This window comes from Kitasatospora sp. NPDC004240, from assembly GCF_053603215.1.
In genome coordinates, this window is the sequence record NZ_JBSGFD010000244.1 from 1 (window position 1) to 11,192 (window position 11,192).

At 70.0% G+C, this 11,192-nt stretch carries 15 protein-coding genes; 5 read left to right on the top strand and 10 right to left on the bottom strand.

Annotation, left to right across the window (positions count from 1 at the left end; genetic code table 11):
- Positions 1-33: 33 nt before the first annotated feature.
- Genes ACWEQL_RS37320 through ACWEQL_RS37355 form a run of 8 tightly spaced genes read right to left on the bottom strand, consistent with a single transcriptional unit; the run spans position 34 to position 6,841 of the window.
- On the bottom strand, positions 34-420 hold the full coding sequence (locus tag ACWEQL_RS37320) for a metal-sulfur cluster assembly factor (RefSeq protein WP_452155171.1): 387 nt from the start codon (positions 418-420) through the stop codon (positions 34-36).
- A 22-nt stretch (positions 421-442) separates the two neighbouring features.
- Positions 443-895, bottom strand: coding sequence for a Fe-S cluster assembly sulfur transfer protein SufU (gene sufU / locus ACWEQL_RS37325; RefSeq protein WP_452155173.1), 453 nt, complete (start codon positions 893-895; stop codon positions 443-445).
- Positions 896-911: 16 nt separating this feature from the next.
- Positions 912-2,159, bottom strand: coding sequence for a cysteine desulfurase (locus ACWEQL_RS37330; RefSeq protein ID WP_452155197.1), 1,248 nt, complete (start codon positions 2,157-2,159; stop codon positions 912-914).
- 23 nt (positions 2,160-2,182) lie between these two features.
- Entirely contained in the window at positions 2,183-2,947 is a 765-nt protein-coding gene (gene sufC / locus ACWEQL_RS37335) for a Fe-S cluster assembly ATPase SufC (protein ID WP_452155175.1), read from the bottom strand.
- Between the two features lie 6 nt (positions 2,948-2,953).
- Positions 2,954-3,271 carry a bifunctional 3-phenylpropionate/cinnamic acid dioxygenase ferredoxin subunit gene (locus ACWEQL_RS37340; protein WP_452155177.1) on the bottom strand — a complete coding sequence of 106 codons (318 nt, stop codon included), beginning with the start codon at positions 3,269-3,271 and terminating at the stop codon, positions 2,954-2,956.
- Entirely contained in the window at positions 3,271-4,509 is a 1,239-nt protein-coding gene (gene sufD / locus ACWEQL_RS37345) for a Fe-S cluster assembly protein SufD (RefSeq protein ID WP_452155179.1), read from the bottom strand. The genes ACWEQL_RS37340 and sufD overlap by 1 nt, the downstream gene beginning before the upstream one ends.
- Positions 4,510-4,564: 55 nt before the next feature.
- On the bottom strand, positions 4,565-5,980 hold the full coding sequence (gene sufB / locus ACWEQL_RS37350) for a Fe-S cluster assembly protein SufB (protein WP_452155181.1): 1,416 nt from the start codon (positions 5,978-5,980) through the stop codon (positions 4,565-4,567).
- Positions 5,981-5,989: 9 nt separating this feature from the next.
- Positions 5,990-6,841, bottom strand: a complete 852-nt coding sequence (locus ACWEQL_RS37355; protein ID WP_452155183.1) for a helix-turn-helix transcriptional regulator — start codon at positions 6,839-6,841, stop codon at positions 5,990-5,992.
- A gap of 307 nt (positions 6,842-7,148) precedes the next feature.
- Between ACWEQL_RS37355 and ACWEQL_RS37360 the strand changes: the two genes are divergently transcribed.
- Both ACWEQL_RS37360 and ACWEQL_RS37365 read left to right on the top strand, forming a co-directional pair.
- Positions 7,149-8,075: an ABC transporter ATP-binding protein gene (locus ACWEQL_RS37360; RefSeq protein ID WP_452155185.1), complete on the top strand. Its 927-nt coding sequence runs from the start codon at positions 7,149-7,151 to the stop codon at positions 8,073-8,075.
- A 41-nt stretch (positions 8,076-8,116) separates the two neighbouring features.
- On the top strand, positions 8,117-8,836 hold the full coding sequence (locus tag ACWEQL_RS37365; protein WP_452155199.1) for an ABC transporter permease: 720 nt from the start codon (positions 8,117-8,119) through the stop codon (positions 8,834-8,836).
- A gap of 72 nt (positions 8,837-8,908) precedes the next feature.
- Here ACWEQL_RS37365 and ACWEQL_RS37370 read toward each other — a convergent pair whose 3' ends face one another.
- Together ACWEQL_RS37370 and ACWEQL_RS37375 are read right to left on the bottom strand one after the other, a co-directional pair.
- Positions 8,909-9,190, bottom strand: coding sequence for a hypothetical protein (locus ACWEQL_RS37370; protein WP_452155187.1), 282 nt, complete (start codon positions 9,188-9,190; stop codon positions 8,909-8,911).
- Complete coding sequence (locus ACWEQL_RS37375) at positions 9,187-9,615, bottom strand: ATP-binding protein (protein WP_452155189.1); 429 nt, start codon at positions 9,613-9,615, stop codon at positions 9,187-9,189. Before ACWEQL_RS37375 ends, ACWEQL_RS37370 begins: the two co-directional genes overlap by 4 nt.
- A 312-nt stretch (positions 9,616-9,927) precedes the next feature.
- Between ACWEQL_RS37375 and ACWEQL_RS37380 the strand changes: the two genes are divergently transcribed.
- From ACWEQL_RS37380 to ACWEQL_RS37390, 3 genes are all read left to right on the top strand, one after another.
- The gene (locus ACWEQL_RS37380; RefSeq protein ID WP_452155191.1) at positions 9,928-10,794 is read left to right on the top strand and encodes a helix-turn-helix domain-containing protein; all 867 of its coding nucleotides are present in this window, start codon (positions 9,928-9,930) and stop codon (positions 10,792-10,794) included.
- Complete coding sequence (locus ACWEQL_RS37385; protein ID WP_452155193.1) at positions 10,784-10,987, top strand: DUF397 domain-containing protein; 204 nt, start codon at positions 10,784-10,786, stop codon at positions 10,985-10,987. The genes ACWEQL_RS37380 and ACWEQL_RS37385 overlap by 11 nt, the downstream gene beginning before the upstream one ends.
- 20 nt (positions 10,988-11,007) lie before the next feature.
- On the top strand, positions 11,008-11,192 hold a 185-nt coding region (locus ACWEQL_RS37390; RefSeq protein WP_452155195.1), incomplete at its 3' end, for a DUF397 domain-containing protein.

Here is an 11,192-nt window from a genome sequence, read left to right on the forward strand (position 1 = left end):
CGTACCGGGCGGCGGCGTGAGCGGTGGGCTCGATCAGACGTTGAAGCCGAGCGCGCGCAGCTGCTCGCGGCCGTCGTCGGTGATCTTGTCCGGGCCCCACGGCGGCATCCAGACCCAGTTGATCCGCAGGTCCTTCACCAGGCCGTCGGTGGCGGTCTTCGCCTGGTCCTCGATGACGTCGGTCAGCGGGCAGGCCGCCGAGGTGAGCGTCATGTCGATGGTGGCCACGTCGGACTCGTCGATGTGGACCCCGTAGATCAGGCCCAGGTTGACGACGTCGATGCCCAGCTCGGGGTCGACGACGTCCATCAGGGCCTCGGTGAGGTCCTCGACGGAGACGGTGCCGGCGGTGGTGCCCACGATGCCCAGGGGGTTCTCCTCCGCGGCGGAGGGGGCGGGCGTCTCGGTGGTGTCGCTCATGTTTCTGTCCTCCTCTGCTGCGTCAGTCGTTCACGGCGGGCTGCTGGGCGAGCGCCTTGGCGGTGGCGTCCTTCCAGGCCATCCAGCTCAGCAGGGCGCACTTGACCCGGGCCGGGTACTTGGAGACGCCGGCGAACGCGACCGCGTCCTCCAGCACCTCCTCGTCGCCCTCGCCCTGGCCCTTGCTCTGCATGAGCTCCAGGAAGGCCTCCTGGACGGCCTGCGCCTCGCCCACGCTCTTGCCGACCACCAGGTCGTTCAGCACCGAGGCGCTGGCCTGCGAGATCGAGCAGCCCTGCGACTCGTACGACACGTCGGCGACGGTGGCGCCGTCCAGCCGCACCCGCAGGGTGATCTCGTCCCCGCAGGTCGGGTTGACGTGGTGCACCTCGGCGTCGCCGTCCCGCAGCCCCTTGCCGTGGGGGTTGCGGTAGTGGTCCAGGATGATGTCCTGGTACATCGAGTCGAGCTTCATGTCGTGCCCCGTCCCGTCAGCCGAAGAAGTTCCGGACGTGGTGCAGGCCGTCGATCAGGGCATCGACCTCGCCCGGCGTCGAGTACAGGTAGAACGACGCCCGCGTGGTCGCCGGAATTCCGTACCGCAGGCAGACCGGCCGGGCGCAGTGGTGGCCGACGCGCACGGCGATGCCCTGCTCGTCCAGCACCTGGCCGACGTCGTGCGGGTGCACGTCGCCGAGCGTGAAGGAGATCGCGGCGCCCCGGTCCACGGCGTTGCGCGGGCCGATGATCCGCAGGTCCGGGACCTCCAGCAGGCGCTCCACCGCGTACTCGGTGATCGCGTGCTCATGGGCGGCGACCTTGTCCATGCCGATGCCGGACAGGTAGTCGATGGCCGCGCCCAGTCCGACCGCCTGGGCGATCGGCGGGGTACCCGCCTCGAACTTGTGCGGCGCCGGGGCGTAGGTGGACGAGCCCATGGTGACGGTCTCGATCATCTCGCCGCCGCCGAGGAACGGCGGGAGGTCCTCCAGCAGCTCCTGGCGGCCCCAGAGCACGCCGATGCCGGTCGGGCCGAGCATCTTGTGGCCGGTGAAGGCGACGAAGTCGGCCTCCAGCGCCTGGACGTCCAGCACCATGTGCGGGGCGGCCTGCGAGGCGTCGATGACGACCAGCGCGCCGACCGACTGGGCCTTGCGCACGATGGTCTCGACCGGGTTGATCGTGCCGAGCAGGTTGGAGACCAGGGTGAACGAGACCACCTTGGTGTTCTCGGTGATCACCTCGTCGATGTTCGACAGGTCGAGGCGGCCCTCGTCGGTCAGCCCGAACCACTTCAGCTTCGCGCCGGTCCGCTGCGACAGCAGCTGCCACGGGACGATGTTGGAGTGGTGCTCCATCTCCGTGATGACGATCTCGGAGTCGGCGTCCACCCGGTACGGCTCATCGGCCCAGGTGAGCATGTTGGCGACCAGGTTCAGCGACTCGGAGGCGTTCTTGGTGAAGATCACCTCGTTGCGGCTGGGCGCGTTGATGAACGCCGCGACCTTGTCACGGGCGCCCTCGTACAGCGCCGTGGCCTCCTCGGCCAGCACGTGGACGCCGCGGTGCACATTGGCGTTGTGCCGCTCGTAGTACGCGTTCAGCGCCTCCAGGACCTGCCGCGGCTTCTGCGAGGTGGCCGCGTTGTCCAGGTAGACCAGCTGCTTCTCCTCGTGGAGCAGCCGCTGCAGGACCGGGAAGTCCTTGCGGATCGCGTCGGTGTCGAGCAGGCCCGTCAGGGCCGCCGACTCGTGAGTACGGGTCACTCGGAAGCGCCCCCCTTCACATAGGCCTCGTAGCCCTCGTTCTCCAGCTTGTCGGCGAGCTCGGCGCCGCCGGACTCGACGATCCGGCCGCCGGCGAAGACGTGCACGTAATCGGGCTTGATGTAGCGCAGGATGCGGGTGTAGTGGGTGACCAGCAGGGTGCCCACCTCACCGGTGGAGCGGACCCGGTTGATGCCCTCGGAGACGATGCGCAGCGCGTCGACGTCCAGGCCGGAGTCGGTCTCGTCGAGGATCGCGATCTTCGGCTTGAGGAGCTCCAGCTGGAGGATCTCGTGGCGCTTCTTCTCACCGCCGGAGAAGCCCTCGTTGACGTTGCGCTCGGCGAAGGCGGGGTCCATCTGGAGGGCGGCCATCGCCTCCTTGACCTCCTTCACCCAGGTGCGCAGCTTGGGGGCCTCGCCGCGGACCGCGGTGGCGGCGGTGCGCAGGAAGTTGGAGACCGAGACGCCGGGGACCTCGACGGGGTACTGCATGGCCAGGAAGACGCCGGCGCGGGCGCGCTCGTCGACCGACATGGCCAGCACGTCCTCGCCGTCCAGCAGCACGGTGCCGCCGGTGACGGTGTACTTCGGGTGGCCGGCCAGCGAGTAGGCCAGGGTGGACTTGCCGGAGCCGTTGGGGCCCATGATGGCGTGGGTCTCGCCCTGCTTGACCGTCAGGTCGACGCCCTTCAGGATCTCGCGCGGGCCGTTCTCGGCCTCGACGGAGACGCGGAGGTCGTGGATTTCAAGGGTAGCCATGTGTACTCAGGACTCCTGGTTGACGGAGACGAGCACATCGTCCCCTTCGATCTTTACGGGGTAGACAGCGACCGGCTTGGTGGCGGGCAGGCCGGAGGGCTTGCCGGTGCGCAGGTCGAAGCTGGAGCCGTGCAGCCAGCACTCGATCATGCAGTCCTCGACCTCACCCTCGGCGAGCGAGACGTTCGCGTGCGAGCAGGTGTCGTTGATCGCGAACACCCCCTCGTCGGTGCGGACGACGGTGACCGGCACGCCGTTGAGGTCCACGCGCTTGGGGACGTCCTCGGAGAGGTCGCTCAGCGCGCAGGCGCGGAGGAAGGACATCAGACCGCCGCTTCCAGCTCGGCCTCGATCTTCTCCATCAGGTGGTCCTGGATCTCCGCGACGCCGATCTGCTGGACCAGCTCGGCGAAGAAGCCCCGGACGACCAGGCGGCGGGCCTCGTCCGCCGGGATGCCGCGGGCCTGCAGGTAGAACAGCTGCTCGTCGTCGAAGCGGCCGGTCGCCGAGGCGTGGCCGGCGCCGACGATCTCACCGGTCTCGATCTCCAGGTTGGGGATCGAGTCGACCCGGGCGCCGTCGGTGAGCACCAGGTTGCGGTTGTGCTCGTACGTGTCGGTGCCGACGGCGGCGGCGCGGATCAGCGCGTCGCCGACCCAGACCGCGTGCGCGTCCTCGCCCTGGAGGGCGCCCTTGTAGACCACGTTGGACCGGCAGTGCGGGGTGTCGTGGTCGATGTGCAGGCGGTGCTCCAGGTGCTGGCCGGCGTCCGCGAAGTAGAGGCCGAACAGCTCGGCCTCGCCGCCGGTGTCGCCGTACACCACGCGCGGGTGGATGCGGACCAGGTCGCCGCCGAAGGTGACGACCACCGACTTGAAGCTGGCGTCCCGGCCGATCAGCGCGGTCTGCTGGGCCGCGTGCACCGCGTCCCGCTCCCAGTCCTGGACGGAGACGAAGGTCAGCTTGGCGCCGTCGCCGATCAGCAGCTCGACGTTGGCGGCGCGGGTGCCGGTGCCGGTGTGGTTGAGCACCACGATGGCCTCGGCGAACGGCTTGACGTCGATCACCACGTGCGCGAAGCGGGTGCCGCCCTCGCCGTGCACGTCGATGCGGACCGGCTCGGTGAGCACCTGCTCCTTGGGCACGGTGACGACCAGCGCCTGCTCGAAGGAGCTGAACGCCTGCGCCGCGACCCGGTCGACCGGCGCGCCGGCCTTGCCCAGGCGGGCGTCGTCGCGGCCCACGGTCTCGGCGGTCACGCCGTCCGGCAGGGCCAGCTCGATCTTGTCGGTGCCCTCGCCGTCCTTCTCCACGGAAGTGGCGGCGGTGCCGTCGTGCAGGCCGGCCAGGCGGTGCAGCGGGGTGAAGCGCCAGTCCTCCTCGCGGCCGGTGGGCACCGGGAAGTCCGCGACGTCGAAGGAGGGCTTGACCGCGACCCGGGCGTCGATCGGCTGCTGGACGGTGGCGCGGCCGGTGCCGGGGCCCGCGAGCTGGGCCCCGGCGCCGGCGGTGCCGACCTCGATCGAACCGGCGGTGGTGGAGCCGGTGGTGTTCTCAGCCATGGCTGTTCGTTGTGCTCTCTTCCTCAAGGTTTCCGATGGGCGGCGGTCGGCTGCGTCAGCCGACGGAGCCCTCCATCTGCAGCTCGATCAGCCGGTTCAGCTCCAGCGCGTACTCCATCGGCAGCTCGCGGGCGATCGGCTCGACGAAGCCGCGCACGATCATCGCCATCGCCTCGAACTCGGTCATGCCGCGGCTCATCAGGTAGAAGAGCTGGTCCTCGCTGACCTTGGAGACGGTCGCCTCGTGACCCATCGAGACGTCGTCCTCGCGGACGTCGACGTACGGGTAGGTGTCCGAGCGGGAGACCGTGTCGACCAGCAGCGCGTCGCAGAGCACGTTGGACTTGGCGCCGTGCGAGCCCTCGCCGATCTCGATCAGGCCGCGGTACGAGGTGCGGCCGCCGCCCCGCGCCACCGACTTGGAGACGATGTTGGAGGAGGTGTTGGGCGCCATGTGCACCATCTTGGCGCCGGCGTCCTGGTGCTGGCCCTCGCCCGCGAAGGCGATCGACAGGGTCTCGCCCTTGGCGTGCTCGCCCATCAGGTAGACGGCCGGGTACTTCATGGTGACCTTGGAGCCGATGTTGCCGTCGATCCACTCCATGGTCGCGCCCTCGTACGCCACGGCGCGCTTGGTGACCAGGTTGTAGACGTTGTTCGACCAGTTCTGGATGGTCGTGTAGCGGCAGCGGCCGCCCTTCTTGACGATGATCTCCACGACCGCGGAGTGCAGCGAGTCGGAGGAGTAGATCGGCGCGGTGCAGCCCTCGACGTAGTGGACGTAGGCGTCCTCGTCGACGATGATCAGCGTCCGCTCGAACTGGCCCATGTTCTCGGTGTTGATCCGGAAGTAGGCCTGCAGCGGGATGTCGACGTGGACACCCTTCGGCACGTAGATGAAGGAGCCGCCCGACCAGACGGCCGTGTTCAGCGCGGCGAACTTGTTGTCGCCGGCCGGGATGACGGTGCCGAAGTACTCCTTGAAGATCTCCGGGTGCTCGCGCAGCGCGGTGTCGGTGTCCAGGAAGAGGACGCCCTGCTGCTCCAGGTCCTCGCGGATCTGGTGGTAGACGACCTCGGACTCGTACTGCGCGGCGACACCGGCGACCAGGCGCTGCTTCTCCGCCTCCGGGATGCCCAGCCGGTCGTACGTCGCCTTGATGTCCGCCGGCAGGTCCTCCCAGGACTCGGCCTGCTTCTCGGTGGAGCGGACGAAGTACTTGATGTTGTCGAAGTCGATGCCGGAGAGGTCCGAGCCCCAGGTCGGCATGGGCTTCTTACCGAAGAGCTTCAGGCCCTTGAGACGCAGGTTCAGCATCCACTCGGACTCGTTCTTCTTCGCGGAGATGTCGCGGACGACCTCCTCGCTGAGCCCGCGCTTGGCGGCGGCGCCCGCGGTGTCCGGGTCAGCCCAGCCGTACTCGTAGGTGCCCAGGCCCTCGAGCTCCGGGTGCGAAACGGTGTCAGTCATGCGAGCTTCCTAACGCGCGGACGCTGAATCTTGGGTGGACGTACCGGCAGTCGGCGCGGCACCGGAGCCCTGGCGCGCGACGCGCGCGGCGCCGGCGGAGGTCGACGGTGCGGCACCGGGTGCCGGCACATAGGTCGTGCAGACCCCGTCGCCGTGGGCGATGGTGGCCAGCCGTTGCACATGGGTCCCGAGGAGCTGGGAGAAGAACTCCGTCTCGGCCTCGCACAGCTGCGGGAACTGCTCGGCGATGTGCGCGACCGGGCAGTGGTGCTGGCAGAGCTGGGCGCCGGCCGGGGCCTTCGCCGTGGCCGGCGGCACCCGCCGCACCGTGGCAGCGTACCCGTCGGCGCTCAGCGCCTGGGCCAGCGCCTCGGTGCGCTCACCCGCCCCGGCCTGCCGCAGCGCGGCGAGGTACTTCTCGCCCTGCTTGCCGAAGCGCGCCCGGGCGAAGGCGGCGACCGCCTGCTCGCCCGCCTTGCCGCCTCCGACCGAGTCGGAGATCCAGCGCAGGGCGTCGGCGGCCAGCTGGTCGTACGCCTGGTAGAAGGCGTCCCGGCCGCCGTCGGTGAGGGCGAACACCTTGGCCGGACGGCCCCGGCCGCGGCTGCCGTACACCCGCTGCTCGCGGGCGTCGACCAGGCCCGCGGCGGCCAGTCCGTCCAGGTGGCGGCGGACGGCGGCGGCGGTCAGGCCGAGCCGGCTCGCCAGGTCGGCGGCGGAGGAGGGGCCGTGATCGAGGATCGAACGCGCGACCCGGTCACGGGTGGCGCGGTGGCCCTCCAGCAGCACCTCTGCCGCGGTCGCGGGCACGGAACAGCCGGGGGCCGACTCGGCCTCCTGCTGCGTGGGGTGCTCGCGCATGTTTTTCACAACACGATTGTTGCGTAATTCCTTCCGGCGGGACAAGCCGTGATCCACGCCTCAGCCGTGGCATCTGTCACGCAGGTAAGCCTTACCTGACCTGCGGAGATGATCTTTGCGGCGCTCCGGTCGGCCGCTTCCGGGCCGTTCCCGGGCCGCTCGCGGGCGGTGTGCGAACCGTGTACGACCTGCTCACGGGCCGTGTACGACCTGCTCGCGGGCAGGTCGGGGGCACGACGGCGCCGGGCCCCGGCAGGCCCGGGCCCGCCGTCCGGGCGCGGCGTGAGCGCCTCTTACACTCGCCGGTATGCATTCCGAACCCGCGGTCCGCATCACCGGGCTGGTCAAGCGCTACGGCGACAAGATCGCGGTGGACGGCCTCGACCTCACCGTCGCCCGCGGCGCGATCACCGCCGTCCTCGGCCCCAACGGCGCCGGCAAGACCACCACCATCGAGACCTGCGAGGGGTTCCGCCGCCCCGACGCGGGCACCGTCCGGGTGCTCGGCCTCGACCCGGTCGCGGACGCCGCCGAGCTGCGGCCCCGGGTCGGCGTGATGCTCCAGTCCGGGGGCGTCTACGCGGGCGCGCGCGCCGTCGAGATGCTCCGGCACACCGCGAAGCTGCACGCCCACCCGCTGGACGTCGACGCCCTCGTCGAGCGCCTCGGCCTCGGCTCGTGCGGCCGCACCACCTACCGCCGGCTCTCCGGCGGCCAGCAGCAGCGGCTCGCGCTCGCCATGGCCGTGGTCGGCCGCCCCGAGCTGGTCTTCCTGGACGAGCCCACCGCCGGCCTCGACCCGCAGGCCCGCCGCGCCACCTGGGACCTGGTCCGCGACCTGCGCGGGGACGGCGTCACCGTGGTCGTCACCACCCACCACATGGACGAGGCCGAGCAGCTGGCCGACCGGGTCGCGATCGTCGACCGCGGGAAGGTCATCGCCGACGGCACCCCGGACGAGCTGTGCCGGGGCGGCGCCGAGTCCTCGTTGCGCTTCGACGGCCCGCCCGGCCTGGACCTCACCACCCTGCTCAAGGAACTACCCGAGGGCGCCACCGCCACCGAGCCGGCCCCGGGCAGCTACCGGATCGAGGCGCCGGTCGACCCGCAGCTGCTGGCCACCGTCACCGGCTGGTGCGCGGCCTCCGGCATCCTTCCCGAACGGCTGGCCGTGCAGCGCAACAGCCTCGAAGACGTCTTCCTCGACCTGACCGGACGGGACCTGCGCTCGTGACCACGTACACCCCGCGACCGGGCGCCGCCCCCGTCGGCCGGATGCTGCTCGCCCAGACGGCCTTCGAGACGAAGATGCTGCTGCGCAACGGCGAGCAGTTGCTGCTGACCGTGATCATCCCGACCGTCCTGCTGGTCCTCTTCTCCGCCGTGGACATCGTCGCGGTGGACGGCCCCGGCAAGCGGGTGGACTTCCTCGCGCCCGGCCTGCTCGCGCTGGCCGTGATGTCCACCGCCTTCACCGGCCAGGCCATCGCCACCGGCTTCGAACGGCGCTACGGGGTGCTGAAGCTCCTGGGCGCCAGCCCGCTGCCGCGCTGGGCGCTGCTCACCGCCAAGACCGGCTGCGTGCTGGTCACCGAACTGCTCCAGGTCACCCTGCTGACGGTGATCGCGCTCGCCCTCGGCTGGTCCCCGCAGGGGAACCCGCTCACGGTGGCCGCCCTGCTGGTGCTCGGCACCGCCGCGTTCTCGGGCCTCGGCCTGCTGATGGCCGGCACGCTCAAGGCGGAGGCGACGCTCGCGGCGGCCAACCTGGTCTTCATCCTGCTGCTGCTGGCGGGCGGGGTGATCGTCCCGCTCTCCAAGTTCCCGTCGGCCGTCCAGTCGGTGCTGGAGCTGCTGCCGATCGCCGCCCTCTCCGACGGCCTGCGCTCGGTGCTGCAGCACGGCGCGGGCGTCCCGTGGGGCGACCTCGGCATCCTGGCCGGCTGGTCGGTGCTCGGTCTGGCGGCTGCGGCCCGCTTCTTCCGCTGGGAGTAGTCGGCCGGTTCCGCATGCGCCCCGGCGGCCCCTTGCTCGACACCGAGCGAGGGGCCGCCGCCGTTCGCGGGCTCAGCCGGGTATGCGGTGGCGCCCCCTGGGGGCGGGCGCGATCTCGGGGCCGAAGCGGCCCGCCTGGCGGGCGACCCAGGCGTACTCGCGGGTGCCGTCGGGGAGGTCGCGCAGCTCCCAGCGGCCGTACGGGGTGATCGGCGGCGGCGCGGCGGCGGGCCGGTCATCGGGGTGCGGCATCCTCAGCGTGGCGACGACCCCGAGCGCGACGGTGACCAGGGCGAGCGCGAGCAGGGTGAGGAGGGCCGCGCCGACCAGGAAGCTGGCGGTGCCGGACCTCACGCGGCGGCGTCCAGCTCGAACCAGACGAGCTTGCCCCGGCCACGCTTGCGCGGCGCCGCGCCGAACCGGTGGGTGAGCGAGCGCACGAGGTGCAACCCGCGGCCGGACAGCTCGTACGGGTCGGCGGGCGCGGGAGGTTCGGGCGGTTCGGGGAGCACGGGGCTGTCGTCCGCGACCGAGACCCGCAGCGTGCGGTCGGCGAGCAGCGCGACCACGACGGTCGGCGCGGGGCTGCCGCCGTGCTTCCACGCGTTGACGAACAGCTCGTGCAGGGCGAGTTCGGCGTCCCGGATCAGCCCCTCGGGCCACCCGGAGGCGGACATCGCACCGCACAGCGCCTCCCGCGCCCCCGACCAGTCGGGCGGCTCGGGGGACTTGGGGGAGGTGGAGAGGCAGGAGACACAGGGGAGGGTGAAGGCACGCAAGGGAGAACCTCCGCGAGGTTGTGCAGGTGGGTTCGTCGATCACCGACGGACACATCGCCGTGAGCCAGGCCGGGGGCGGGGCTGGTTGATGCCACGCACGGCTGCTCTTCGGCGCGAGAGGACAGCAGGCGCCTACTGCCCTGGAAACAGCAGTTACTGACGATCCGTCGGATCGGCTGTGATGTCGACCATAGCCCACCGGTACCTAGATTTAAGTAGTTCGCCGGAAAGTTACCCCGCAAGGGGGACGGATGGCACCGTTGGCGGGCAGCGCGGCACACTGATCTCACGAAACTCCGAGAGGAAGACACCTTGCCCGGTCGCCGCAACCCGACCCTTCGTCAGCGCCGCCTGGGTGCCGAGCTGCGACGGATGCGAGAGCAGGCCGGCCTCGGCGGAAGCGAACTCGCCCGCATGCTCGGCGTGAGTCCGGCCCAGGTGACCCAGTTGGAGAACGGAAAGAGCAGCGTCACCATGGACCGGCTCCGTTCAATCGCAGCAGCCTGCAAGTGCACCAACCAGCCGCTCATCGCCGCGCTCTCCGACATGATCGCTTCACGAGAGAAGGGCTGGTGGGAGGCCTATCGCGGGGTCTTGCCAATGGACTTCCTAGAGGTGGCAGAGATGGAGGCCCACGCCCACAGGCTCTACACCTGGGCAACCACCTACATCCCGGGCCTTCAACAGACCGGCGCATATGCCTCCGCGGTGTTCTCCCGGATCACACCACCACTGCCTCGTCACGACATCCAGGTCAGGACCAAGTTCCGCGTCGAGCGTCAGAACGTCATCCGCTCCGGCGGAACCCCCTATGTCTCCTTCATCCACGAGGCCGCCCTGCGGATGCAGTTCGGCGGCCCGAGAGTGCTCGCAGACCAGCTCGACAGCTTGGTCGAGGACTCCGCGAAGCGAGCAGTCTCGGTGCGGGTCATTCCGTTCGACTTGGATACGTTCCCCGGCGCGGGCGAGAACATCATGTTCGCCGAAGGACCGGTTCCAGAGCTTGCGACTCTCCAAATGGACTCCGCACAGGGCGTCCTGTTCTTCGATTCCCCGGCCGATCTGGCCAGCCACCGGGCAACGTTCGCTCGCATGGACACTCTCGCCCTGCCGGATGATGAGTCGCGAAAGTTCATTCAATCCATCAGTGACGAGCTGAAGGGCAGGTATGAGGTCTGATTGGCAGAAGGCGAGCTACAGCGGCGCATCCAATGAGTGTGTCGAGGTCCGTACGGTCGACGGCCTGGTCGAACTCCGCGAGTCCGACGACGGCGACATCATCGTCCGCACCACCCCCACCAAGTTCGCCAAATTCCTCCAAGGCATCAAAGCAGGCGAGTTCGACCACCTCATCCCCGACCACACCGACTAGCCCACGTCCGGAGGCCCAGAATGCCTGACCCCAAGTGGCAAAAGTCCAGCTACTGCGCCGCAACCAATGAGTGCGTCGAGGTCCGTACGGTCGACGGCCTGATCGAGCTGCGCGAGTCCGACGACGGCGACATCATCGTCCGCACCACCCCCACCAAGTTCGCCAAATTCCTCCAAGGCATCAAAGCAGGCGAGTTCGACCACCT